We start from the raw sequence: 26,106 nt of genomic DNA on the forward strand, positions 1-26,106 counted from the left end.
TATCGGTATCCCTCCTTTTTAGGAGGTTCTGAAATGGCTTCGAACGCAATAGGCAAGCCCAGAAAGACGAAATCCAATGTCGGCAGCAGTCATAGAGGGATGTGGGGCTGGTTCTTCACTGCTCCTTTTGGGGTCATCTTTCTGCTGTTTCTTGTGATACCGCTGGCTTATGCATTCTATGTATCATTGTTCACTTACACACAGGTCAAAGGGGAGTCCTTCTCGGGGTTCGCCAATTATCAGCGCGTTTTTACTGACTCGATATTCCTGGTCGGCATGGGCCGCGTTATTCTTTACACCGTTGTCATGGTTCCGATCCAGCTGGGACTGGCGCTGATATTCGCTCTGCTCCTAGACTCCTTTAAGAACAAGTTTGCCTCAGTTTCCCGGCTGGTTATCTTTTTGCCTTATGCAATACCTGGTGTCATCGGTGCGTTGATGTGGGGATTTATGTACTCCAAGAATATGGGCCCGTTTACTACGATATTCGGGCTGTTTGGAATGCAGACCCCCGGATTCCTCACTGCTAACGGCATCTTCGGTTCATTGGTCAATGTCGTGACTTGGCAATGGACGGGTTACTACATGGTGATTTTGTATTCGGCCTTGCAGTCCATTCCGCATGAACTCTACGAGTCGGCCAGAATAGACGGGGCATCAGAACTGAAGATTGCTACAAGGATCAAAGTGCCAATGGTCTCAGGATCATTGGTCATGGTGACTATCTTCTCGCTTATCGGCACCCTGCAGTTCTATACTGAACCCACCATTCTGCGTAATCAGGCGCCGACGGTCATACCGCCGGAGTATACGCCCAATATGTACGCACAAGCTCTTGCTTTCAATTACAACCAGACCAACTACTCCGCCACAGTTTCATTTGCGCTGGGACTGGTCGTGGTGATATTCAGCGTTTTGTTCATGAGACTGACTCGCAATCAGTCTGGATTGGAGGACTGACATGTCAGCCACAAGAACAAGCGGTGTTCGCAGAAGCGCCAAACGCATTCAGGGGAATACCAGCGTTTTCGTTTATGTAGTACTGATATTGGCCATGGTCTACTTCCTTTTGCCTGTATGGTGGTTGATCGTCGCTTCCACAAAGTCAAATTCGGGATTGTTCTTCGGCGCCCATGGCTCTATGTGGTTCGATAAGGATTTCGACCTTTGGAAGAACATAAGTCAGCTTACGACCTATCAGGATGGTATTTACTGGCGTTGGATTTTCAACTCCTTCCTTTACGCTCTTGTAGGAGGGTTCGGCGCCACAGTAGTGGCGGTTATGGCTGGATATGGTTTCTCCAAGTTCAGATTCCGTGGGCGAAATCTGTACTTCAACATCGTTCTCGGTGCTTTGATGATCCCATCGACAGCCTTGGTGATACCGACGTTCCTGCTAATGTCTGACATTGGTATGACCAACACCATTTGGGCCGTGCTCCTGCCGTCCCTGCTTAATCCAATGGGTGTTTACTTGATGAGAATCTACTGCATGCAATCCCTACCCGATGAAATGATTGAGGCGGCTCGAGTTGATGGGGCTGGTGAGCTGAGAACCTTTACACAAGTTTCTCTGCCGATTATGACCCCAGCAATTACTACAGTCTTTCTGCTTTCCGTTGTCGGTGCTTGGAACAACTTCTTCCTGCCTCAGGTAGTTCTCACTAATCCAAAACTATTCCCGATTACGGTTGGACTGACACAGTGGCAGACAAAATCCCAGGCCGGAGCAGCATCAGAACAGATCTGGAATCTGGTGACTTCAGGCGCCTTCATTTCCATTATTCCCATGGTTCTGGCTTTCCTCTTCCTGCAAAGGTACTGGGTAGGAGGATTGACGGCTGGATCAGTCAAATCATGATCCAAGGAAGGACTTGGTATTCAGACTATATGTTCTTGTTGAGATAAACTGAAAATAAAAATATTGTCGCATATTCCGGATTCGCATGATTCCACAATGTGGAGTTGTGTGGATTCGGAATATGTGTAACTGCCGATTGGTAAGGGGCTCTATTGACATCCAGAGTGACTATCAAGGATGTAGCCAGGCATTCTGGTGTTTCCATTAAAACGGTGTCCAACGTCATCAATGGCACTGGCAGCATGCGTGATTCCACCAGGAAACGTGTGCAGGAGTCTATTCGTGAACTTGGATATATGGTCAATGTATCGGCCCGTTCATTGAAAATAGGCGCCACTAAACTGATAGGTTTGGCAATTTTCGATTTTTCACAGCCATTTGCCCCTTACTTGGCAGATAAAGTCATAGACATATCGCGAAAACATGGATATGGAACAGTAATCAGCACTTATGGATCGGATGGATCAGGTCTGCCTGTCATCATGGATGAAATCACCAAACTATCAGCAGATGGGTGGCTGCTTTTTTCAGATCAACCTTTAAAAAACAAGGGCATCATCCTCGATCAGCCATATCCGATCGTTCTAGCAGGTGATTACGAATCCTATGATCGGGTTGACTGGGTGACCATGCCTAATACGAGAGCCATTCGGTATGTCACAGGCAGACTGCTCGATATGGGATGCCGTCATATAGCCGTATTTGGTGCACCGGAAAAACCAAAGACACGCAATGAATATATGTGTGCCACTGAAGGGACGCAGGAGCTGCGGATAAGAGGCTATATCGAGGCCTTCGAAGAGCGAGGACTATCCGTAGATTGGCGGATGCTTCTACCCAAGGATTGGATGGAAGGAGTCAGTGGTGTACAAGTTGTGACGCAAATGTTGTCCAAAGGAATACGACCGGATGCAATCATCTGTCTGACAGATGCCATGGCTCTGGGCACATTGCATGGCTTGCAGAACGAGGGAATACGCATTCCTGAAGACGTCCAGGTTGTGGGTTTCGATGATGTACCTGAGTCGTCCTACTCGACTCCATCGCTAACCACCATAGATCCAAGCCTGAATGACTACGTTGAGCATGCAATTGATATGTTGGTTGAGCGCATCAATGGGTACAAGGGCAAGCCGAGGACCTTTGTGACTGATTTTCAGCTCGTAGAGCGTGATTCAACCCTGACTTTTCCAAAAGACAAAAGACTGTAGCAGCAACTCCAACAAGTCAAGCCGAGGCGGCTGAATCCTTCGATGTAACTCGAATAATTCTCAGAAACGAAATGATCTGCTGAAGCAGCTTCTGGTGAGTTCGGTTTGAGCCTGATCTTCTATCCAGCTGACTGATCTTAGATTTTCAATTCTTTTTGGTAGTCTAGCAGAAGTTTCTTTTTTGCATATCTACGCTAGATGCGGTAAAAGTAAAGGTATATCTGCATTCAATATCGATTAACGTGGCCGTATGCACCTTGCCTAAAAGGATTTACGGTTTACATAATACAAGATCAGTCAGCACTTTTAATAAGTCATTTTCCACCAAACTTGGCATTTTTGCATGAGTAATCGTTTTTTGGTTTCTTGACAGACGTGCTGTGGACGACGGCATGTTCGACCACATGTCCCTGCTCGATTCCCGAGGTTTCGGCATCTAGTCCATCATGATGGTGGAGGCCCAATCCGGGCATCCACGATGACGGAATGAAGGTGCGACTATGGCCTGTGCGCGTGACCATAAGAACAAGGGCAGAAGGCGCATTACCGGCCGGATGCCCATCATGCCTTCCGGCTGTCGGCCCCCTTGGTTTCCGAGGACACTGCTGGTGTTGACGCTGGCGCTGGTCCTGTCGGCTGCAGGGCCTACAGCAACCGTCACGGCTCAGCCTGCGCCGACCCTGCCTTCGGCTGCAGCCCCGGCGCAGAACGGTCAAGTTACTCCAACAACCGCAGCCTGCCGCCGGGGCTGGCTGTGGCCTCTTGAACCTCTCCCGAAAGATAAGGCCGCCCCGCAGGTAATGCGCCTCTACGATCCTCCGGATCGTCCATGGCTGAGCGGTCATCGTGGGATAGATCTGACAACGAAGCAAGGCAGACGAATCCGTGCTCCGGCAGACGGCATCATCGCTTACGCAGGTTCCGTAGCAGGCAAGGACGTGGTCTCCATTCGTCACGGCAACCTGACCTCCACTTATGAGCCCGCTCAGAGCTCTTTGCCGACGGGAACCCGGCTGCAAGCCGGCACAGTCTGGGGAAAGGTAGAAGGGATTTCCGACCACTGTGCTCAGGAGTGTCTTCACTGGGGACTGAAAGACGATCAAGGCCGTTATCTGGATCCCGGCGCCAGGGTCGGATGGCATCGCATTCGTCTCAAGCCTTTGTAGGAATGTGGTTTTGCTTGCAGGACTCGCGCGTTTGCAAGCCGGGTATATCGCCAGCCTGGGGAAGCGGTTAGAATCGTTAAGCATAACGCCGTTTCAGCAGGGAGTGGTCATGCAGAACATGCAGCAAGAATTCACGCGTCCGCTTGAGGAGCCGATAGATGCTGATGCCAGCGTCTTTTCCCTGCTTGAGGACAGGGTTGAACGCCTGGGGGACGATCCTTTGATCGAATACCGGAGCGGACGTGAGTGGAGCACCATCACTGCCCGTGAGTTCCGGGACCGCGTTGTCGCGCTGGCCAAAGGGCTTATGGCCCGGGGCATAGGCCAAGGGGACTCGGTGGCCATCGTCTCGCACACCCGATGGGAGTGGACTGCCCTGGACATGGCTATCCTGTCCATCGGAGCGGTGACAGTGCCGGTCTACGAGACTGACTCTCCCGATCAGATTCGGCGCATCTTCAACGACTCTCATGTGGGTATGGCCTTTTTGGAGGATGACGACATGAGGGCCCGTGTGGACGCTGTCCGGTCCCACTGCGCCTATCTGAACGACCTGTATGTGATTACCAGAGGAGCGCTGACCACTCTAACCGCCTACGGACAGGCGGTGGACCAGGCGGACTTCCAAGCCCGAGCCGACTCGGTGCAAGGCTCCGACCTGGCCACTATTGTCTACACTTCAGGCTCTACGGGCAAGCCCAAGGGCATAGAGCTCAGTCATAGCAACATTGTCTTCACCGTCCGTTCGGGTGCTCAGGCGGTACCTGACATCTGCTTGGGTGAGGGTAGACGGCTTCTGCTCTGCCTGCCTCTGGCACACGCTTTCGCCCGCTGCTTGCAGTTCTTCGCCATTTCCACGGATCTCACCCTGGGGCTTACGGGGTCCATCCGCAATCTGCTGCAGGACATGCAGACCTTCAAGCCCACTTTCATTTTGGCTGTGCCGCGAATCTTTGAGAAGATCTACAACGCCGCCTCCCAGCGAGCAGGAACAGGCGCCATGGGCAGGATTTTCCTGGATGCCGCAGGAGTGGCCAGGCAGTGGTCCCGTCATCAGCAGAACGGCACCCGCGTTCCCATGTCGTTGAAGACCAAGCACCTCATGTATACGGGCACCGTCTACGATCCCATCCTGGAGGCATTGGGCGGCCGAGTCAAGTATGCCATTTCGGGCGGAGCTCCACTGGAGAGGGACATTGCTGACTTCTTCAACGGCATAGGCCTGCCCCTGCTGGAGGGCTATGGCATGACCGAAACCATGGGTCCTGTGACGGTCAACCCCACCAAGGACTACCGGCTGGGAACCATCGGCCTTCCCATGCCTGGCATCACTGTGGGTATCGACCAGGAGGGCCAGCTCTGCGTCAAAGGCCCCGACGTGTGCATGGGTTACCACAACCATCCAGAAATCACCACCAGGCAGATTCGCGACGGCTGGCTCCTGACTGGCGATCTGGGCAGTCTGGACGAGGACGGGTTCGTTCGGCTGACTGGCCGACGTAAGGAAATCATCATTACTGCTGGAGGCAAGAACATTTCGCCGATGCTTCTGGAGACGGCTGTTGAACGTTCGCCCATCATTAGCCACTGCATGGTCATCGGAGACCGCAGGCCATTCATTTCGGCCCTGATCACTCTCAATTCCGAGGAGGTCGACCGCTGGCTGCGGGACCAGGGCGCTGAGCCCCTGAAAGAGGCCGCTGCAGCTGGGGAGAACCCCATCATCCGCACCGAGGTCGACCGTGCAGTGGACGCGGCCAATGCCCAGGTATCCCGGGCCGAGGGCATCCGCCGCTATCTGATTCTGGACCAGGACTTCACTCGTGAAAACGGTCTGCTGACCGCGTCATACAAGCCCCGCCGTCAGGAGGTTCTCAAGCGGTATGAGGATCGGATCGAGCAGGAGATCTATGCTCAAAGACCAGCATCAGCAGGTTTGATGTAGCCGGTATCAATCAGCGTCGCCTTGAGGTTGGAGGCCGAAACCGCAACCAAAGGTCTTGACAGACGATGCACTTGTTTGCCGTCCTGGTTGACGGTCTGGATTGTATCCATGGCTGGCACCTTGCCCTGGCTGTTGAGACTGACACAGGCCTTGGCAATATCAGCCGCAAGCCCCAGTCTGTCCTCCAGCCCGGTCATCCACTGCTGCCCGTCCACGATTTGGGGAATGTTGTCCACGTAGGCGCCATATCCGCTGATGATGGGCCAGGCGGTGTGGTCGTCGGAGGACGTGGATTCTTGGGTCTTGCCCGTGGCTTGTGAAGAATCCGTTTGCGATCCCGTCGAATTCTGGTTTGCAGGGCTGTGGGCGGGTTTGGGCACGCGCTGACGGTGCAGATCCTGACGGCCGGCCATGGATCCCACGATGCCGGATATGGAGATCTCCGGGTTGACGTCCGCCGACGAACCGCGATATCCCAAATCCCTGAGCTCAGAGACCACTCCGGAAACGATGAAGTCGTTCATGGCCAGAATGCCGTCTACCTCGGTGTGAGATTTAGCGCCGTCGTTCATGGATAGGCGGGATGCCAGTTCTTTACCTGTAGCCGAGGCATCCTTGCCTGGATCGAAGGCGACAGCCTGCCAGTCCTGCTCGGTACTGTCGGCCTGCAGGCGTCCCGAGGGACTGTCCGCCCGTCCATCCTTGAAATATGGCCCTAGCACCTGCCAGATTCCGGCGAAGGCCTGGGAGGGGAAGGAATTCTGATCCTCTTGCTGGCCCTGCTCAGCCCGGCTGGCTTCAGCACCTTTGTCAGCAGAGGATGCATCGGCCGGGCGGTTCGGCAACAGAATCTCGATGCGGCAGGGGTTGTCCTTGCTGGCCTTGTCCAGCTCCAGCTTGCTGGCCAGTTTCTCCGCCTGCATCTGACCAATGGCCCGTGCGTCAGACAACTGTACGAACAGATCCGGTTGAATGCCCGGCACTTGGTTGGCCATTAGCACCACATGCATGCCCGCTCCAGCAGCCAGACGCAGAGACGAGACCAGACGTGAGCGTGCCTTGTCTTTGGCATCGGCATCCAGTGACTTGCTGATATAGTCGCCATACTGGCGGGTAATGGAGTCTGGCGAGGTCATGGGTGCCACCACCAGTGTGGTCGGCTCTGAGCTCTTTCCGGCCTTGCGCTCCGAAAGACGGTTGACCACGTAATCCTGCAGTTCCTTGCTTTGATCCTCAAGATTCCCACTGGTGTAGGCATCGATGCGCTTGCTGGAAAGATGCTCCTTGGACAGTGCCGCCTTGAGCTCAGGAATCAGAGCGGCCCACTTATTGATGGGCGTGTGCTGGGAAAGGGTGATGCCGTCAGAGGGGGTGAAAATGGCCACCGTACCGGGTACTTCGGCAGCGGCAGTAGGAGTAGCCAGGCTCTGCGGGGCGCTCGGGGACTGTTCCCCCTTGCCTAGGGCCGGACCGCAAGCACCAGTCGATGCCACTATGACCAGGCATGCCAGCAGGGCCAGCAAGCCGGACAAATGCCGTGCAAAGCCGGTCTTCTTCACATTCGCTCCTTAGTCCCGACAGAGCCCGACTATGGCCGGGTCCCGAGCAACCATTCTATGGGCTCTCGGACAGGAGCGCATGAAGCGTCGATGATTTTGCGCCCACGGTTCTCGTCAAGGAGCAGATGGTCAAGACTGATCCGAGCGATTTAACTGCATACAGTGGAGAAAGCAGACGGCGCTTTATTTGCTCGGCTGGTCTGCCGACCTGCTAGTCCGCCACAGCTGAAGCCATACGTTCGGCAAGGGCATGGTTCAGGGCATCCATGAAGTCCTCGGTGTCCAGCCAAGGCTGATCAGGACCGACCAGGCTGGCCAGGTCCTTGGTCATGCGGCCGGAGCGCACAGTATCGATAACTACAGATTCCAGAGTTTGCGCAAACCAAGCTACCTTGGGCGTATCATCCAGTCGAGCCCGTTGCTTGAGACCGCCGGTCCAGGCGAAAATGGATGCGATCGGGTTGGTGGAGGTGGTTTCGCCCTTGAGCCAGCGCCGGTAATGCCTGGTCACGGTCCCATGGGCAGCCTCGGCTTCTACAGTTTGCCCGTCGGCCGTCATCAGCATGGAGGTCATAAGGCCAAGAGACCCGAACCCTTGAGCTATTGCATCGGACTGGACATCGCCATCGTAATTCTTGCAGGCCCAGACGTATCCGCCCGGCCACTTGAGCGAGGAGGCCACCATGTCGTCGATCAGCCGATGCTGATAGGTCAGTCCTTCTTCCTCGAACCGACTCTGGTATTCCTGCTCGTAGACTTGTGCGAAAATATCCTTGAACCGACCGTCATAGGCCTTGAGGATGGTGTTCTTGGTGCTCAGGTAGACCGGATAGTGCCTTTGCAAGGCATAGTTGAAGCAGGAGCGCGCGAAGTCGCGGATGGAATCATCAAGGTTGAACTGCACTTGAGCCACGCCCGGACCTGAGTAGATGGTCACCTGTCGGTTCACCGGGTTGCTCCCGTCATCAGGAGCGAACACGACGCTTAGCTTTCCCGGCCCGGGAACGGTGAAATCAGTCGCCTGGTACTGGTCGCCAAAGGCATGGCGGGCCACCACAATGGGTTTGGTCCATCCGGGAACCAGCCGGGGAATGTTGTCGATGACGATGGGCTCGCGGAAGATGGTTCCGCCAAGGATGTTGCGGATGGTGCCGTTGGGCGACTTCCACATGCGCTTGAGACCGAATTCCTTTACGCGGGCCTCGTCCGGGGTAATGGTGGCGCACTTGACTCCCACGTGCTCGCGCTGAATGGCCTGAGCCGCCTGCACGGTGACCTTGTCGTCGGTGGCATCCCTGTTGCGGATGCCCAGGTCATAATAATCCAGGTCCACGTCTAGATAGGGCAGAATCAGCCGTTCCTTGATCATTTTCCAGATGACCCGGGTCATCTCGTCACCGTCGAGCTCGACGATGCGTCCCTTCACGGCGATCTTGTCCATGGCGGCCTCCTATCGGTCGGCGGGTCGGGGGCCGGATCCTGCTCCCGATGCCGCAATTGCGCTCGCGAACAGTTCTATCCCAAGTTTGTTACTCTCTGTTCCCCTGCTCGTAACCCGTTCGTAGCACGCCGGAGCGTCATCATGAGGCGCTAGGCTGACAGACATGACACAGGAATTCGAAATTGGTCTCGGCAAGAAGGCTACAGTCGCCTACACGCTCGACGATGTCTCCATACTCCCCTCAAGGAGGACTAGGGATCCCCAGGATGTCTCCACGGCTTGGCAGGTGGATGCCTACGAGTTCGATCTGCCTTTGCTGGCGGCGCCCATGGATTCGGTGAGCAGTCCGGAGACGGTAATCGCCCTGGGACGTTTAGGCGGGTTGGGTGTGCTTGACCTGGAAGGATTGTGGACCCGATATGAGGATCCGCGTCCGCAGCTGGACCGGATAGCCCATGCCTCGCCGGAGCAAGCGACTGGGATCATTCAGGAGGTCTATCGGGAGCCGGTCAAGACAGAGCTGATTACCCGCCGCCTGCAGGAGATTCGCAAGGCCGGGGTCACAGTGGCCGGGGCTCTGTCCCCTCAGCGCACGCAGGAGTTCTACACCACGGTGGTTGATGCGGGCGTGGATCTCTTCGTTATCCGTGGAACGGCGGTCTCGGCCGAGCATGTCTCCACCAGCCATGAGCCCCTGGATTTGAAGAAGTTCATCTACGATCTCGACGTTCCGGTCATCGTTGGCGGGGCCGCCACCTACCAGGCTGCCCTGCATTTGATGCGCACGGGTGCTGCTGGGGTCCTGGTCGGGTTCGGCGGGGGAGCCTCCTCAACTGACTCCGCCACCATCGGCATTCAGGCCCCCATGGCCACGGCCATCTCGGATGTGGCTGAGGCGCGTCGCGACTACCTGGATGAGTCCGGCGGACGCTACGTTCAGGTCATCGCCGACGGTGAGACCGGCACCTCGGGGTCCTTTGTCAAGGCCTTGGCCATGGGGGCCGACGCGGTCATGCTGGGCACGCCTCTGGCTAAGGCTACCGATGCTCCCGGTCAGGGCATGCACTGGGGAGCCGAGGCCCATCATCCTGAGCTGCCGAGGGGTCGCAGGGTCCAGGTCGGCCAGGTGGGGAGCCTGGAGCGCATACTCTTCGGACCCAGTGATCGCACCGATGGCAGTCTGAATTTGATCGGCGCTCTGCGGCGAGCCATGGCTTCCACCGGCTACGTGGATGTCAAGAACTTCCAGAAGTGCCGTGTGGCAGTGACTCCTGCTCCCCGCAGCTAAGCAGAAGAAGACATTCACAGCCTATTTATTTATAACCCTTACATTTAAATCCCTCTGCGCATTCCTGCTCTGAACGTAATCGCTGTCGTTGCGTCAGTAGCTCGCTGCGCCTCGCCTGCATGGGAGGGGGAGCATGCACGTCGAAGTGCGAGGAGAGAAGTATGACGGATTATATGGATCTAGCACCGGCCTGGGATAGTGAGCAGGCAAACGAGGATCCAACAGAACAGGAGTTCGACGGCTGGTGGCCGTCCACCTGTACGCAAGTGCCGCTTGGACTTGGCGACATCAATCTGACAGTGCGAACGGTCAATTTCGTCCGACCGGGAGATGTTGCTGAGAATGAGGGACTGCCTGGGAGTCTCAAGCGAATTCTCGTCAACCTGTGTGCATTGGCTTCCAGGGTCTTCGATGTGCTGCGGGGCCGTCTGCCGATGAAGAGCCTGGATCGTGTGCTCAACCGCGTATGCATGGAACGGCTGGCCCTGCTGGCCCGGTTGCTGCATGATCGGCATCTAGGCATGGTTCGCACTGCAGATCATACCGGCATGACATACCTACCGCTGATTCCTAACCTGGTTGAGATCTACCGCGTGGACCGCGACCGATACGAAACCACCATCAGATTCCTGGTCGGCGAGCGCACTGTGCTGGCCAACATGATTGTCGCCAGAAGCGGTTCGCGCTGGGTCTGTGTGCGCTTCGACATGGGCTAGGCGGCGGCTTTGGCGGGTTGACCCATATGATGGTGGGTATGTTGCGTGAATATACGGTCGAGCTTCAACACCCGACGACGGACAAGGACACCATCTATTCACTCCTGGCAAAACGCACCGCTCGCGATCCTGAGGAGCTGGTTGCCCAGTGGCAGGATCCCATGACCAGAAACTGGCACGATGTCAAGGCCGGGCAGATGTCCGCACGGGTTCGCGCCGTGGCCAAAGGCATGATGGCCCTGGGTGTGAGAAAAGGCAGCACCGTAGTCATCTATGCCTCTACTAGCTACGACTGGGGAGTCACGGACTTCGCTTGTGCCGCCATCGGGGCGGTCTCTGTGCCCATCTATGAGACCGACTCGCCTAGCCAGGCCCAGAAGATCGTTCAGGATGTGGACTGCGTCCTGGCCTTTGCCGGCGACTCGGAGCATGCGCAGATTCTTGAGCAGGTCCGGGGGTCATCGCCCAAGCTCAAGTATGTATTCAATTTCGAGGCGGGGGGTCTGAATGCAGTCAGCGAATTCGGCCAGGGGATTGACGACGAACGCCTGGATCAGGCCATCGCCCAGGTCAAGGCCGACGATCTTGCCACAATCGTCTACACTTCGGGCTCCACCGGTGAGCCCAAGGGCGCCATGCTTTCCAACCGGAACTTTGTCCACATCGTCTTCGTGGGCTGGGATGTGCTCTACCACATGCTGGCAGCCCCCTCCCGCCTGATGCTCTTCCTGCCCCTGGCCCACTGCTTCGCCCGTTACATCCAGTACGTGGCCATAGGCGCTCAAGGCGTGGTCGGATACGTCTCTAACGCCAAACACCTGCTGACTGACCTGCGCACCTTCCGGCCCACCTATCTGCTGGGTGTGCCACGCGTCTTCGAGAAGGTCTACAATGCCGCTTCACAGAAGGCCGGTGCAGGTCTGGCAGGCAAGGTCTTTGCCAAGGCCACCAGGCACTTCGTCAAGTGGTCCAAGGATGAGCAGGAGGGGCGCGGCCACTCGCCATTGACTCGCCTGGCCCATGCCTTCTACACCAAGACCGTCGGCAACACGATCGAGTCCGCCCTGGGCTCCAATCTGAGCTATCTGGCCTGCGGCGGCGCACCCATGAACGCAGACCTGGCCCACTTCTTCAACGGAATCGACGGGATTACCTTCATTCAGGGATACGGAATGACCGAGACGGCGGCCCCCTGCATTGTCAACTTCGAGGATGCCAACGAAGTTGGGTCGGTCGGTCGACCTGGCTCGGGCATCACGGTCAGGCTGAGCGACGACGATGAGCTTTTGGTCAAGGGCCCCAGCGTCTTCATGGGCTACTACCACCAGCCCGAGCTGGATTCCACCGTACTTGACAAGGACGGTTGGCTGCATACCGGCGATCTGGCCCAAATCGACGACCAGGGCTTCGTCTTCATCACTGGCCGCAAGAAGGATGTCATCATCACAGCCGGCGGCAAGAACGTAAGCCCGGCGCCTTTGGAGGATGTAATCAGCACCTGTCCGATAGTCTCCCAGGCCGTGGTCGTGGGCGACGGCAGACCCTTCGTTGGTGCCCTGGTCACTCTGGATGCCGGAATGCTAAAATCTTGGCTGACTTCCCAGGGCCTAGATGCTGATATGAGCATGGAGCAGGCCAGCCATAACGATGCTATCCATGCCTTCATCCAGCAGTATGTAGACAAGGCCAACTGCAACGTCTCACGGGCCGAGTCGGTGCGCAAGTTCCTGGTGCTGGACAAGGACTTTAGCCAGGAGGACGGTACCCTGACCCCCAGCCTGAAGGTAGTGCGCCCCGAGGTGCTCCGTCAGTATGCCGAACTTGTGGACAAGGTCCTTTATGCGCCCAGGACGCCAGTCAAACCCGCTGTCAAGGAGAATGACATCGTCAGCAGGGCACGGACCACCATGAGCGATTCCCTGGCCAGCATGACCGGACGCAAGCGTGAAGGCCGCCAGGAGGAGGAAGCAGCCCCGGAGGACGAGAAGGACGGCCGCGACGGCCGGGATGACGAGGAGTAGGCAGTGGCGATTCGTACAATCAGAGTGGTTCCCGATCCGGTTTTGCGTACCCCCTGCGATCCTGTGACCAGCATCACCCCGGCTGTGCGCAGTCTGGTGCGTGACCTGGTGGACACTGTCGACGATCCAGGCAGGGCAGGACTATCGGCCAATCAGATTGGCGTGGGCCTGCGCGTCTTCTCATATAATATCGGCGGCAAGGTGGGCTACATCATCAATCCGGTCATCGACAAGACCTCCGGCGAGCAGTATGGCGAGGAGGGGTGCCTGTCGCTGCCCAACCTCTGGTATCCGACCAGGCGGGCCGACTACGCCCGAGCCCATGGCATCGACCTGGACGGCAAGACGGTGACTCTAGAAGGCCATGGCATCATGGGGCGGATGATCCAGCACGAATGCGATCATCTGGACGGCCATGTCTACGTGGATCGGCTGGAGAGCGATGTCCGCCGCAAGGCTATGCAACAGCTGAGATCGGCCGGTAGGTAGAGGACGAACATGGTACCTGAGGTCATTGGCCTCGGGTATCATAATAATTCGGCGTGTCATTGCGCAGGTCCGCTGTCACGGGTGGGCAGGCGCGCCAAGAGTATTCTCAAACACACGCCGTAAATTCGCGCCATGTCCGCGACGTCCTGTGTCGGTCGGCTCTTCGGAGTTGCACGCAGGTGCACATGGCCAGGCAATAACCGACAATGAAAGGTACGGACATGGCACAGATCACCATGAGCGAAATGCTGAAGGCCGGCGTCCACTTCGGACACCAGACCCGTCGTTGGAACCCAAAGATGAAGCAGTACATTCTGATGGAGCGCAACGGCATCCACATCATCAACCTCTTCAAGTCGCTCGGTCTGATCGACCAGGCCTATGATTTCATCAAGCAGACCGTGGCCCACAACGGCACCGTGCTCTTCGTGGGGACCAAGAAGCAGGCCCAGGAGGCCATCAAGGCCCAGGCCACCCGGGTGAACATGCCCTACGTCTCCGAGCGCTGGCTTGGCGGCATGCTGACCAACTTCCAGACTGTGACCAAGCGGGTCGGCCGCTTGAAGGAGCTGGAGGAGATGGACTTCGACGACGTGCACGGCTCGGGGCTGACCAAGAAGGAGCTCCTGCTCCTGCGGCGCGAGAAGGACAAGCTGGAGCGTCAGCTGGGCGGCATCCGCAACATGAGCCGCACCCCTTCGGCCCTGTTCGTGGTCGATATCAACAAGGAGGCCCTGGCGGTCTCCGAGGCCAACAAGCTGGGCATCCCGGTCGTGGCCTTGGTGGACACCAACACGGATCCTGAGCTTGTCACCTACCCCATTCCAGCCAATGACGATGCCATTCGCGGCGTCGAACTGCTGACTAGGCTGATGGCCGATGCCGTGGCCGACGGTCTGCTGGAGCGCTCCGGCAAGGCCGCCAAGACCGAGGAGGCCTCCGACCAGCCCATGGCCGAGTGGGAGAAGAACCTGCTGGAGAACAAGGACGGACAGCCACAGGAGCAAGCCCAGGAGACCTCTCAGGCTCCCCAGGCCGAGCAGCCTGCGCAACCGCAGCAGGAGACCCCCGCTGCCGATCAGGCCGCCTGAAATCTGGCGTCTAGATAGGAGAGTTTCATGGCAAAAATCACCGCTGCACTGATCAAGGAGCTGCGTGATCAGACCGGCGCCGGCATGATGGACGTTAAGAAGGCCCTGACCGAGGCCGAGGGCGACATGGCCCGCGCCAAGGAGATCATCCGCGCCACCGGCATCCAGGCCGCAGGCGCCCGTGAGGGCCGCAAGGCTCAGGAGGGCCTGATCGCCTCCACCGTCGTCGAGGGCGGACAGGGCCAGATCGGCTATGCCGTCGAGCTCAACTCTGAGACTGACTTCGTGGCCAAGACCCCTCAGTTCGTCGAGTTCGGCCAGGAGGTCATCGACGACGTGGCCAAGGCTGATGCCTCCAACGCCGAGCAGGTCGATGCCGCTCCATCCAAGTCCGGCACCGTCAAGGAGACCGTGGAGGAGGCTGGTGCGCTCTTCCACGAGCACGTCAAGGTCGGCCAGGTGGCCCGGGTCGAAGGTCCCCGTGTGGAGATCTACGCCCACCGCAAGTCCGTGGAGATGCCCCCATCCATCGTGGCCATGATTGCCACTGATGAGGCTGGTGCCCAGGTCGCCCATGAGGTGGCCCTGCAGATCTCCGCCATGAGCCCCAAGTGGCTCAGCCGCGAGGATGTGCCGGCTGACGTGGTGGAGTCCGAGCGTCGCGTGGCCACCGAGAAGTCACAGGCCGAAGGCAAGCCCGAGAAGATCATTCCCAAGATCGTCGAGGGGCGTCTGAACGCCTTCTTCAAGGAGACCGTCCTGCTGGAGCAGCAGTACGTCAAGGACACCTCCAAGACCATTGGCGACCTCTTCAAGCAGGCTGGCGGCAAGGCTCTGGCCTTCGCCCGTCTCGAGGTCGGCAAGGGCGACGAGGAGTAGTTAGCAGACCAGCAATGCCCTGGGTTGTTCTACCTGATCTTGCCTGAGGAATAGGTAGATGATCGGTATTGATAGTAGGGGAGTGGCTTTCGTGGCCGCTCCCCTTTTTCCTAGGTCAATTCCTTGGGGCTATTCCCTGAGCCTGCTCAGGGAGGGATTGTCGCCCAGCCCAGATACCCTAATTAGCGGCGTATTCCGCCCATCATCATGTCTGGAGAAAGGGCTTTTATGACCGGATCCGATTCAACGCAAAACCCAGCATCGCCTCGTCGTGTGCTGCTCAAGCTCTCCGGAGAGGCCTTCGGGGGAGGCGAGGTCGGTATTGACGTGCAGGTGGTCAAGCGGGTGGCCAAGGAGATCGTCCAGGCGGTGCAGGGCGGCGTTCAGGTGGCCATTGTGGTGGGCGGCGGCAACTTCTTCCGCGGAGCTGAGCTCAGTCAGGCCGGAATCGAACGTTCGCGCGGTGACTACATGGGCATGCTGGGCACAGTCATGAACTGCCTGGCCTTGCAGGACTTCCTGGAGCAGGATGGTCAGGCCACCAGGGTGCAGACAGCCATCACCATGGGCCAGGTGGCCGAGCCCTACATCCCGCTCAAAGCCATACGTCACCTGGAGAAGGGACGCGTGGTCATCTTCGGCGCTGGATCCGGCATGCCTTACTTCTCAACCGACACGGTCTCCATCCAGCGGGCCTTGGAGATACATTGCGTCGAGGTCCTTATGGGCAAGAACGGTGTGGACGGCGTGTATACGGCTGATCCGCACAAGCAGGCTTCTGCGCGCATGTTCACCAATCTGAGCTACCAGCGGGCCCTGGTGGACAACTTGGCCGTCATGGACGCGGCAGCGCTGTCCATGGCCCGGGACAATGACATGCCCATCCGTGTCTTCGGACTGGAGGGTGAAGGCAACGTGACCGGAGCGCTCAAAGGCCAGCGCCTGGGCACCCTGGTCCACGGCGGTCCCGATCGCACCCTGTGACCGGTAGCGGGCACACCCCGTGCCGCTTGGCCCCTGTGACCCCATGGCCGTAGAGTATAAGAATGACGGACCTCGCGCCCACAGGCGGATGGTCCATACAGCAAGGAGCAGATCATGACCACAGTGGTGGACCAGGCCGGAAGGCAGATGGACAAGAGCATCGAGGCGACCAAGGAGAACTTCTCGGGTATCAGGACAGGGCGTGCCAACCCCTCCTTCCTCAACGACATCATGGTGGAGTACTACGGCACTCCTACACCCATCAAGTCGCTGGCATCCATTGGTGTTCCAGAGCCCCGCACCCTGGCCGTTACCCCCTTCGACCCCTCCCAGGCAGGCGCAGTCGAGAAGGCCATTCGTGATTCAGACCTAGGCGTCAACCCCAATCGTGACGGCAATGTCATCAGGGTCACCATGCCCGAGCTGACCGAGGAGCGCCGCCGGGACTATGTCAAGCTGGCCAAGAACAAGGCTGAGGAGGGCAAGGTGGCCGTCCGCAACATCCGGCGCAAGGTCAAGGAGGAGCTGGAGGCCAAGGTCAAGGACGGCGACCTGGGCGAGGACGAGGGCAACCGGCTGCAGAAGGAGCTGGAGACCGTCACCAAGCAGAAGAACGACACGATCGACCAGCTTTTGGATGCCAAGGAGAAGGAGATCCTCGAGGTCTGATCCCGCCTGGGGAGGATCCACACTTCATGAGTACCAAGGAAAGCTCTGCCGAGAAGGCAGGTCAGGATGCCGTCGCAACCCTGAACAAACGAACCGGACGCAACATGCCGCAGGCGGTGGCTACCGGTGCGCTTCTGGTGGTCATCATCCTGGCCTGCATCCTGGTGCGCATCGACGCATTCATCTATCTGATCGTGATCTTCATGACCCTGGGGCTCTGGGAGCTCAGGGTGGACTTTGCCACGGCGGGCCTGCACATACCGGTGGTCGAGCTGTGGGTATGCTCGGCGGCCACCATGCTGGCCTCGTTCTACGCGCCGGACCATGTGGCGGTCATGACCGCCGGTGTTCTGATCACTGCCCTGGTCGGGGCCCTTGCGGCCACCCGCAGCCATCGTCTGGGCGGCCGTCTGCTCAAGGCGGTGAACGCCAAGCTGTCGGGCAAGGATGCTCAGACCATGGCCGACGCCTCCTACGGCACCGCAGAGGGTGAGAGCCGGTCAAGCAGCCTGGCCAATGTGGGAGTCACCCTCCTGACCGTTGTCTACATCACCCTTCTGGCCTGTCTGATAACCCTGCCCACCACCTTCGGCGGGCATCCCGCCGCACATGCTTTCATGGTGATTTTCCTGCCTGCCTTGAGCGACATCGGCGGTCTTCTCTTCGGCTCGCTCTTCGGCAAGCACAAGATCTCGCCCCGCATCTCGCCCGGCAAGTCCCTGGAGGGTCTGGCAGGCTCCATGCTTTGCTGCCTGGTCGGCGCCCTGGTCATCTTTGCGGCCACCTACCCCATGGCGGATTGGGGACGAATCTGGTGGGTCGCCCTGCTCATGGGCATCATGGTCGGAGCCACAGGCACCCTCGGGGACCTGAGTGCCTCCTTGATCAAACGCGACCTGGGGATCAAGGACATGGGCCACCTGCTCAAGGGCCACGGCGGGGTGCTGGACAGGGTGGATTCCATCCTCATGTCCGCACCGTTCATCACACTGGTTCTTTTGACTACCGGCCTGTGACCGGAATTGATGGTCGGATGACTGATACAGGATGAGGTTGAGGTATGACGGATGTCGACATGACCGGTGACGAGCCTGAGACCGGCATCACCCCCGGAGGCAAGGATGGGGCCTTCAGGGACGTTCTGGCGGCCGACCATGCCCGGCGAGGCAAGCCGCCGCGCCACTTTACGGACATGGACCAGAAGGAGCGACAGGAGGTCTGCGCTCAACTGGGCCTGCCGAAATTCCGGGTCTCGCAACTGGCCAACCATTACTTCAATCATCTGTCCACCAATCCGGACGACTTCACGGACTTTCCCGCAGCCAGCCGCCAGGAGGCCGCACACCGCTTCTTCCCTGAACTGATCACCCCGGTCACCGTTCAGAAGGCGGATCAGGGGACCACCATCAAGACCCTCTGGGAGCTCTTCGACGGATCCAGGATCGAATCCGTGCTCATGCGCTACCCCTCCAGGGCCACCCTCTGCATCTCCAGCCAGGTCGGTTGCGGCATGGGCTGCCCCTTCTGCGCCACAGGTCAGCTGGGCCTGACCCGGAACATGTCAACCGGTGAGATTCTGGAGCAGGTCCGGGCCGCCTCCCGGATGATGAAGTCCGGACAGGTTGCCGGAGGTCCAGGTCGTCTGAGCAATATCGTCTTCATGGGGATGGGCGAACCCATGGGCAACTACCGGGCCGTGCTTTCCGCAGTCAGGCAGATCAGTGCCCTGCCGCCCAAGGGATTCGGCATTTCGGCCAGGAACATCACCGTCTCCACGGTCGGCGTGGTCCCCGGCATCCGCAAGCTGACCAAGGAGGGAATCCCGGTCCGTCTGGCCGTCTCCCTCCATGCCCCCAGTGACGAGCTGCGCGACGAGCTGGTTCCCATGAACCGCCGCTTCAATACCACCCAGGTCCTGGACGCGGCCCACGACTACTACCTGGCCAGCGGCAGACGGGTCAGCATCGAGTACGCCCTGATGCGCGGCATCAACGACCAGGCCGAGCACGCCCGCCTTCTGGCCAAGCGCCTCAACCATTACGGGGACGACTGGGCGCACGTCAACCCCATACCCCTGAATCCGATCGAGGGGTCGCGCTGGACGGCCTCCAAGCCCGAGGATGAGCAGCGCTTCCTGGACATCCTCCACAAGGCCGGCATCACTGCAACCATGAGGGAGACCCGAGGATCGGACATCGACGGCGCCTGCGGACAGCTGGCAGCCAAGTCCGTCAAGCTCCAGGCCTGATTCCGCGTTTTGCAATGTGGTCATGCCATAGTGTGGACATGTCATGGTCTTCGGACACTGCAGAAGCTAAGGTTTTGACTCAAACAAATGGGTTCAGGCAGGAAGGCAGGTCGCATGACGGTAGCTGTTCGTGTCATTCCCTGCCTTGATGTCGACCAGGGCCGTGTGGTCAAAGGCGTCCACTTCAAGAACCTGCGCGATGCGGGTGATCCGGTCGAACTGGCTTCCGCCTATTACCAACAGGGAGCCGACGAACTGACCTTTCTGGATGTGACTGCTTCGGGCAGCGGGCGAGCCACCATGGTGGACCTGGTCAAAAGCACTGCAGATCAGATTTTCATCCCCCTAACTGTCGGCGGAGGCGTGCGCACCCCGCAGGATGTCGATACTCTCCTGCGGTCAGGAGCCGATAAGGTTGGCATCAACACAGCAGCAATTGCCAACCCGCAGGTCATCGGCGACATCGCCCAGCGGTTCGGTCGCCAGGTCCTGGTGCTATCGGTCGATGCCCGCCGATCCGACGCACAGGGCATTACCTCGGGATATGAGGTGACCACCATGGGCGGCCACCAATCCACCGGCATTGATGCTATCGACTGGGTCAAGCAGGCCCAGGAACTCGGAGCCGGCGAGATACTTCTCAACTCCATGGATGCGGATGGCACTCGTCAGGGATTCGATCTGGAGATGATCGCCGACGTGCGCAGGGCAGTATCTCTTCCGCTCATCGCCAGTGGCGGAGCAGGCAAGGCCGCCGATTTTCCTCCTGCGGTCAAGGCTGGGGCCGATGCGGTCTTGGCTGCTTCCGTCTTCCATTTTGGTCAGGTGTCCATCCAGGACGTCAAGCAGGCGCTCCATGCGGCCGGGTATCCGGTTCGATGGCAGGCCTGAACCAATCCCGCAGAGAACTTCGGCACCACGCGGTGCACGGCGTTTGCAGGCCTTGTTGGCAGACATCGGGAAACTATACCCATACCATAAACAATAAATCGACAGGGTTATGTCGGACAAACCAGCTGAATCAATTAGCTGAATCAAGGAGAACGAGGATCAATGTCACAGTCTTCGAATGACCAGGAAGAACGTTTGGATCCGAACATAGCGTCTAGGCTCAAGAAGAACGATCAGGGCCTTGTGGCCGCTGTAGTCCAGCAGTATGACAGTCGCCAGGTGCTTATGGTCGGCTACATGGACGAGGAGGCCCTTAGACGGACCTTGACGACAGGAAGGGTCACATTCTGGTCCCGCTCCAGGCGGGAATACTGGCGCAAGGGTGACACCTCCGGGCATGTCCAATACGTTAAGGGAGTCAGCATTGACTGCGACGGGGACGCGCTTCTTATCGAGGTGGACCAAGTAGGGGCGGCCTGCCATACCGGGACCAGGTCGTGTTTCGAAGCCGGCGGACCGCTTCCAGCAGTGCAGGGCAATCGTACTCAGGCGGAAATGAATAGTGAGGAAGGGCCATCCATTGCAGAAAGACGCTAAGGTTGTGGCAGGGAACACACAGGAAACTGGAGGGAAGGGCTCTATGACCGTCTTGGATGAACTGGTGGCCGGTGCCGTGGAGGATGCTAGGGGCCGGGTACAGAAGATTCCCTTGGAAAGCCTCAAGCAACAGGTCAGGAGCATGAAGCGCAAACCTCTGGATGCTGCCCGACTGCTCAGGGAGAGCGTCGGCATTCCGATTATCGCAGAAATTAAGCGCGCCTCGCCCTCCAAGGGGTATCTTGCAGACATCAAAAATCCTGCTGCCCTGGCCCGGCAGTACGCCAACGGGGGTGCCTCAGCCATATCTGTCCTGACTGAGGGCAGACGCTTCCTGGGGTCTTTGGAAGATTTGCGACAGGTCAGGCAGGCAGTGGGCATTCCCGTGCTCAACAAGAACTTCATCGTCTCCGACTATCAGGTCTGGGAATCCAGAGCCAATGGGGCCGATATGATCCTGCTAATTGTGGCGGCCTTGGATGACACCCGCCTTAAGCACCTGCTCGATCTGGCTGGGAGTCTGGGCATGACCGCCCTGGTCGAGACGCATGATCGTCAAGAAATTGAGCGGGCCATCGCGGCCGGCGCCAGGGTGATTGGCATCAACGCCCGCAACCTGAAAGACTTGAGCGTTGACGTTGACCAGTATGCCCGTTTAGCTTCCAACCTGCCCAAGGATGTGGTCAAGGTGGCTGAGTCCGGAGTGTTCGGGACGGTCGAGCTGGAGCGGTACGCCCGGGCCGGGGCCGATGCAGTCCTGATAGGAGAAGGTCTGGTCACCTCCCAGGACCAGGAGGGGACGGTTCGCCTGCTGGTCCAGGCCGGCCATCGCTTCAAGGCCGCTGAGGCCAGACCCCTCTCAACCCATGACGGACCCTATTTCGGCCCTTATGGCGGACGCTTCGTCCCTGAGGCCCTGGTGGGTGCCCTTGACGAGCTGGAGCGTGTATACAAGGAGGCCAAGGCAGATCCGGCCTTCCGTGAGGAGCTGAACAGACTCAACCGAGTTTATGTAGGGCGCCCTTCGGCTCTGACGCCTGCGCCTCGGTTCGCCAAGCTTATCAGCGACCGGGTCGGAGGCCAGGTCAGGGTCTTCCTGAAGAGAGAGGACCTGAACCATACGGGCGCCCACAAGATCAACAACGCCCTGGGTCAGGGGCTTCTGGTCAAGCGCATGGGCAAGACCCGCGTCATCGCCGAGACTGGAGCTGGTCAGCACGGCGTGGCCACGGCTACGGTCTGTGCCCTCCTGGGCTTCAAGTGCCGAATCTACATGGGGCAGGTCGACGCCCGTAGGCAGGCGCTGAACGTGGCCAGGATGCGGATGCTAGGAGCCGAAGTCGTCGAAGTGACCACAGGGACCAGGATTCTCAAGGATGCCATCAACGAGGCCCTGCGCGACTGGGTGACCAACGTGGAGTCCACCCACTACCTGCTGGGCACGGTGGCCGGCCCCCATCCCTTTCCGACCATCGTCAGGGACTTTCAGAAGATCATCGGCGAAGAGGCCTCAGCTCAGCTGTCTGCGTATGGCATCGACCATCCTGATGGGGTTGTGGCCTGCGTCGGTGGAGGCTCCAACGCCATCGGCATCATGAACACTTTCCTGGACGATCCTCGTGTCTCCCTTTACGCATACGAGGCCGGCGGGAACGGGCCCAAGTCGGGCGAGCACGCCATCCGCCTGTCGCCAGGGACAGGTCAGGTCGGCGTCTTCCAAGGGACCAAGTCCTATCTGTTGGAGGATGACCAAGGCCAGACCATGGACACCTACTCCATCTCGGCCGGCCTGGATTACGCTTCGGTGGGACCTGAGCATGCCTGGCTGCACGACATGGGCCGGGTCAAGTATGACTACGCAACAGACAAGGAGGCCATGCAGGCTTTCAGCGACCTCTGCCGGACTGAGGGCATCATCCCTGCCCTGGAGTCCTCGCACGCCTTGGCCGGAGCCAGCAAGGCGGCCACCGACCTTTTGCGCAAGGGAATCAGGAATCCTGTCATCCTGATCAACATCTCGGGCCGAGGCGATAAGGATGTGGCCACTGCGGGCAGATGGTTCGGCTACCTGTCCGAGCAGGAGGCCAGCGCACTGGAAGCCCAGGCCGGGCATGGCAAGAGTGATCAAGCAGAAGAGGAGGCCCGATGATGGTCAACCAGCTATGGCAATGGCAGAAAGCCCCCGTGCAGCCCGTCCAGCCCAAAGGGTTCAGCCGCACGGCCAGCCCGGTGGCATCCACTTTGCAGGCCCTCCGGCAGCAGGGCAAGCCAGCCTTCATCGGCTATTTCCCCTACGGATTTCCCGACGTGCCAACATCCTTGGAGGCCATGCGGGTCATGGTGAAAAGCGGTGTCGACATCGTTGAGATCGGACTGCCCTATAGCGACCCGGTCATGGATGGCCCAGTGATCCAGGCAGCCAGCAAGTGCGCCATCGACAATGGCGTTAAGGTCGAGGGCGTCTTCGATGCGGTTCGCCAGGTCCAGGCGGACGGTGCAAGGGCTCTGGTCATGAGCTATTGGAATCTGATTCTGCATCATGGCGTAGCGGACTTTGCCCAGCGTATGGCCGAGGCTGGCGGGTCCGGGCTTGTCACCCCGGATCTGATTGTCGACGAATCCGGGGAATGGATAGAGCAGTCTGACCGCTATGGCCTTGACCGGGTCTATCTGGTTTCGCCCGACTCCACTGATGCACGTCTGCGGATCACTTCTCGAGCCGCCAGAGGATTCGTCTATGCGACCTCACGAATGGGCGTGACCGGCGAGCGAACAAGTATGTCCAATTCGGCCCAGAACCTGGTGGCGAGAGTCAGGCATGCGGGCGCTCCTTATGTGTGCGTGGGCATCGGGGTTTCGACCGCCCAGCAGGCCTCTCAGGTTGGCGCCTATGCGGACGGGGTAATCGTCGGATCGGCCTTGGTCCACTGCCTTCTGGATGACGAGGGCAGACCGCGGAAAGACCGCAGAAAGGCTCTGGAGGCCCTGGCTGAGGTTTGCTCCGACCTGCGCTGGGGCATCTCCCAGGCCAGGAAGTGAGTGGGGCTGTAAGGCCTAGGGGCTAGATTGGGGCTTTATGACGCTTGCCTACATTCCATCGCCGGGAATATCCAGCTTCCATCTTGGGCCGGTTACCATCAGGTTCTATGCCCTGACCATGCTCTTGGCCATCATCGTGGCTGCCTGGATCACGACTAGACGCTGGAAGAAGGAGGGTGGTCGGACTGATCAGATTCTGGACATCTCTATCTGCGCGGTACCGGCCGGCATCGTCGGCGCAAGGCTCTATCACGTCATCACCACTCCTGAGCGGTATTTCGGAGCTGATGGCAACCCAGCAGACATTCTGCGCATCTGGCGAGGCGGTCTGGGCATTTGGGGTGCGGTTCTCCTGGGAGCTCTAGCAGCCTGGGCCTGGTGCCGTCACAAGAATTACCCGACCGCCCTGCTTGCTGACAGCGTGGCTCCTGCCCTTCTGGTGGCCCAGGCCATCGGGCGGCTGGGCAACTGGTTCAACCAGGAGCTCTATGGGGCTCCCACCACGCTGCCCTGGGGACTGAAGATCGACGCCGCAGGTTCCGCCATCGGCAGCAGCGAACAGTGCTATGACGGGGCCACCTGTCCGACCGGCACCCTCTTCCAGCCCACATTCCTGTATGAGATGATCTGGAACCTGATCGGCGCGGCCCTCCTGGTCTGGATCGGCCACAAGGCCGTGAACATCCTCAAGGCTGGCTCCCTCTTCGCCCTCTATGTCATGTGGTACACCTTGGGGCGCACCTGGATCGAGGCCCTTCGCATCGACTTCGCCCACGAATTCCTAGGTGTCAGGATCAACGTCTGGGTGTCCATGACGGTCTTCTTCCTGGCTGCTGCAGCCTTCGTCCTCATAGCGCGCAAGGGCAAGCCGACCTCCCTGTTGTCCGAAAAGCTGAGGACCATTACCGAGCTTGAGGTGCGTCAGGAATCCGAGTCCCAGAGCAAATAGGACAGGGGTCGGTTGCCCGAGGGTCGGGACCTGTGCAATTGAGCAACAAACCGGTACCGCCGGTCTTCCGTACAACATAGAATAATCTTCATGAGCATTCAGATAGCACCCAGCATTCTTTCCGCCGATTTCGCCAACTTGGAGCGGGATCTCAAGGCTATTGCCAATGCCGATATGGTCCACGTCGACGTGATGGACCACCATTTCGTACCCAACCTGACACTCGGCGAACCTGTGGTGGAGCGCATCTGCCAGGTAACCGACTTGCCGGTGGACGTGCATCTGATGATCGAGGATCCCGACCGTTGGGCTCCTGAATTTGCCAAGCTGGGTGTCGCCTCCGTCACTTTCCACACTGGAGCCGTCCATGCCCCGGTCCGCCTGGCCCGACAGCTGCACGACATGGGGGTCAAGGCCTGCCTGGCTGTGCGTCCTGCCGAACCCGTAGAGCCGATCTTCGATATTTTGGATGAGTTTGACATGATTCTGGTCATGACCGTGGAACCAGGATTCGGTGGCCAGAAGTTCCTGAACAATCAGATGCCTAAGACCCGCCGCCTACGTGACCAGATCACTGCTCGTGGCTTCAAGACCCATATCCAGGTGGATGGTGGAGTAAGCCCCACCACGGCTCCCATCGTGGCAGAAGCTGGAGCCGATGTTCTGGTGGCAGGCTCAGCGGTCTATGGTGCCGACGACCCGGCTAAAGCCATTGACCAGATCAGGCAGGCTGCGCAGGTAAGCTACAAGGACTGACAGGTTTTGCAGGAAGAATGGAGATAGCCAGATGAAGACCTTCAATGGGCTATTTGAGGAGCTCACGACCAAGGCAAAGGAGCGCCCAGAAGGATCCTTGACTGTTGACGAGCTGGACAAGGGCACGCATTTCATTGGCAAGAAGATCAATGAAGAGGCCGGGGAGACCTGGATCGCCGCTGAGTATGAGGGCAAGGAGCGGACGGCTGAAGAGATGAGCCAGCTTCTGTACCACATCCAGGTCATGATGATCGATCGGGGCATCACCCTGGAGGATGTCTACAGGTACCTGTAACTCCAAATCCC

Annotated in this window: 24 protein-coding genes; 22 read left to right on the forward strand and 2 right to left on the reverse strand. The window is 58.7% G+C overall.

Annotated elements, in window-relative coordinates:
- Positions 1–33 precede the first annotated feature (33 nt).
- The 5 genes from ACUIAI_RS02955 (at position 34) to ACUIAI_RS02975 (ending at position 6,183) form a co-directional block, all read left to right on the forward strand.
- Positions 34–960, forward strand: coding sequence for a carbohydrate ABC transporter permease (locus tag ACUIAI_RS02955; protein ID WP_110412750.1), 927 nt, complete (start codon positions 34–36; stop codon positions 958–960).
- A 1-nt stretch (position 961) separates the two neighbouring features.
- On the forward strand, positions 962–1,861 hold the full coding sequence (locus tag ACUIAI_RS02960; protein WP_110412751.1) for a carbohydrate ABC transporter permease: 900 nt from the start codon (positions 962–964) through the stop codon (positions 1,859–1,861).
- 152 nt (positions 1,862–2,013) lie between these two features.
- Positions 2,014–3,072 carry a LacI family DNA-binding transcriptional regulator gene (locus tag ACUIAI_RS02965; protein WP_445342589.1) on the forward strand — a complete coding sequence of 353 codons (1,059 nt, stop codon included), beginning with the start codon at positions 2,014–2,016 and terminating at the stop codon, positions 3,070–3,072.
- 608 nt (positions 3,073–3,680) lie between these two features.
- Positions 3,681–4,238 carry a M23 family metallopeptidase gene (locus ACUIAI_RS02970; RefSeq protein WP_258334429.1) on the forward strand — a complete coding sequence of 186 codons (558 nt, stop codon included), beginning with the start codon at positions 3,681–3,683 and terminating at the stop codon, positions 4,236–4,238.
- Between the two features lie 118 nt (positions 4,239–4,356).
- Complete coding sequence (locus ACUIAI_RS02975) at positions 4,357–6,183, forward strand: AMP-dependent synthetase/ligase (RefSeq protein WP_445342805.1); 1,827 nt, start codon at positions 4,357–4,359, stop codon at positions 6,181–6,183.
- Here the strand turns inward: ACUIAI_RS02975 and ACUIAI_RS02980 are convergent.
- Both ACUIAI_RS02980 and ACUIAI_RS02985 read right to left on the reverse strand, forming a co-directional pair.
- Positions 6,153–7,742, reverse strand: a complete 1,590-nt coding sequence (locus ACUIAI_RS02980) for a hypothetical protein (protein WP_445342590.1) — start codon at positions 7,740–7,742, stop codon at positions 6,153–6,155. The two genes, ACUIAI_RS02975 and ACUIAI_RS02980, sit on opposite strands and share 31 nt — an antisense overlap.
- 211 nt (positions 7,743–7,953) lie before the next feature.
- Positions 7,954–9,183, reverse strand: coding sequence for an NADP-dependent isocitrate dehydrogenase (locus ACUIAI_RS02985; RefSeq protein ID WP_445342591.1), 1,230 nt, complete (start codon positions 9,181–9,183; stop codon positions 7,954–7,956).
- A 163-nt stretch (positions 9,184–9,346) separates the two neighbouring features.
- Between ACUIAI_RS02985 and ACUIAI_RS02990 the strand changes: the two genes are divergently transcribed.
- The 17 genes from ACUIAI_RS02990 to ACUIAI_RS03070 all read left to right on the forward strand — a co-directional run bounded on the left by ACUIAI_RS02990 (position 9,347) and on the right by ACUIAI_RS03070 (position 26,095).
- A complete protein-coding gene (locus ACUIAI_RS02990; protein WP_445342592.1) occupies positions 9,347–10,471 on the forward strand; it encodes a GuaB3 family IMP dehydrogenase-related protein in 1,125 nt (374 codons plus the stop codon).
- A 161-nt stretch (positions 10,472–10,632) separates the two neighbouring features.
- Positions 10,633–11,187 carry an Rv3235 family protein gene (locus ACUIAI_RS02995; protein ID WP_445342593.1) on the forward strand — a complete coding sequence of 185 codons (555 nt, stop codon included), beginning with the start codon at positions 10,633–10,635 and terminating at the stop codon, positions 11,185–11,187.
- A 38-nt stretch (positions 11,188–11,225) separates the two neighbouring features.
- Positions 11,226–13,208 carry an AMP-dependent synthetase/ligase gene (locus ACUIAI_RS03000; protein ID WP_445342594.1) on the forward strand — a complete coding sequence of 661 codons (1,983 nt, stop codon included), beginning with the start codon at positions 11,226–11,228 and terminating at the stop codon, positions 13,206–13,208.
- 3 nt (positions 13,209–13,211) lie between these two features.
- Complete coding sequence (locus ACUIAI_RS03005) at positions 13,212–13,697, forward strand: peptide deformylase (protein ID WP_445342595.1); 486 nt, start codon at positions 13,212–13,214, stop codon at positions 13,695–13,697.
- A gap of 221 nt (positions 13,698–13,918) precedes the next feature.
- Positions 13,919–14,788, forward strand: coding sequence for a 30S ribosomal protein S2 (gene rpsB, locus ACUIAI_RS03010; protein ID WP_445342596.1), 870 nt, complete (start codon positions 13,919–13,921; stop codon positions 14,786–14,788).
- 27 nt (positions 14,789–14,815) lie between these two features.
- Complete coding sequence (tsf, locus tag ACUIAI_RS03015; RefSeq protein ID WP_015021749.1) at positions 14,816–15,667, forward strand: translation elongation factor Ts; 852 nt, start codon at positions 14,816–14,818, stop codon at positions 15,665–15,667.
- A gap of 228 nt (positions 15,668–15,895) precedes the next feature.
- Complete coding sequence (gene pyrH / locus ACUIAI_RS03020; protein ID WP_445342597.1) at positions 15,896–16,651, forward strand: UMP kinase; 756 nt, start codon at positions 15,896–15,898, stop codon at positions 16,649–16,651.
- Between the two features lie 114 nt (positions 16,652–16,765).
- Positions 16,766–17,320 carry a ribosome recycling factor gene (gene frr, locus ACUIAI_RS03025; RefSeq protein ID WP_445342598.1) on the forward strand — a complete coding sequence of 185 codons (555 nt, stop codon included), beginning with the start codon at positions 16,766–16,768 and terminating at the stop codon, positions 17,318–17,320.
- A 26-nt stretch (positions 17,321–17,346) separates the two neighbouring features.
- A complete protein-coding gene (locus ACUIAI_RS03030) occupies positions 17,347–18,336 on the forward strand; it encodes a phosphatidate cytidylyltransferase (protein ID WP_445342599.1) in 990 nt (329 codons plus the stop codon).
- 44 nt (positions 18,337–18,380) lie between these two features.
- Positions 18,381–19,568, forward strand: a complete 1,188-nt coding sequence (rlmN, locus tag ACUIAI_RS03035) for a 23S rRNA (adenine(2503)-C(2))-methyltransferase RlmN (protein WP_445342600.1) — start codon at positions 18,381–18,383, stop codon at positions 19,566–19,568.
- 114 nt (positions 19,569–19,682) lie between these two features.
- On the forward strand, positions 19,683–20,459 hold the full coding sequence (gene hisF / locus ACUIAI_RS03040; RefSeq protein ID WP_445342601.1) for an imidazole glycerol phosphate synthase subunit HisF: 777 nt from the start codon (positions 19,683–19,685) through the stop codon (positions 20,457–20,459).
- 162 nt (positions 20,460–20,621) lie between these two features.
- The gene (gene hisI, locus ACUIAI_RS03045; protein WP_445342602.1) at positions 20,622–21,056 is read left to right on the forward strand and encodes a phosphoribosyl-AMP cyclohydrolase; all 435 of its coding nucleotides are present in this window, start codon (positions 20,622–20,624) and stop codon (positions 21,054–21,056) included.
- A 43-nt stretch (positions 21,057–21,099) separates the two neighbouring features.
- On the forward strand, positions 21,100–23,205 hold the full coding sequence (gene trpB / locus ACUIAI_RS03050; protein ID WP_254477145.1) for a tryptophan synthase subunit beta: 2,106 nt from the start codon (positions 21,100–21,102) through the stop codon (positions 23,203–23,205).
- Positions 23,205–24,095 carry a tryptophan synthase subunit alpha gene (gene trpA, locus ACUIAI_RS03055; protein WP_254477185.1) on the forward strand — a complete coding sequence of 297 codons (891 nt, stop codon included), beginning with the start codon at positions 23,205–23,207 and terminating at the stop codon, positions 24,093–24,095. The genes trpB and trpA overlap by 1 nt, the downstream gene beginning before the upstream one ends.
- A 37-nt stretch (positions 24,096–24,132) precedes the next feature.
- A complete protein-coding gene (gene lgt / locus ACUIAI_RS03060; RefSeq protein ID WP_445342603.1) occupies positions 24,133–25,044 on the forward strand; it encodes a prolipoprotein diacylglyceryl transferase in 912 nt (303 codons plus the stop codon).
- 90 nt (positions 25,045–25,134) lie between these two features.
- Positions 25,135–25,800 (forward strand): ribulose-phosphate 3-epimerase, encoded by a 666-nt coding sequence (gene rpe / locus ACUIAI_RS03065; RefSeq protein ID WP_445342604.1) that lies wholly within the window; start codon positions 25,135–25,137, stop codon positions 25,798–25,800.
- 31 nt (positions 25,801–25,831) lie between these two features.
- Positions 25,832–26,095 (forward strand): phosphoribosyl-ATP diphosphatase, encoded by a 264-nt coding sequence (locus tag ACUIAI_RS03070; protein WP_254477147.1) that lies wholly within the window; start codon positions 25,832–25,834, stop codon positions 26,093–26,095.
- Positions 26,096–26,106 lie beyond the last annotated feature (11 nt).

Source organism: Bifidobacterium sp. ESL0827 (assembly GCF_052606685.1).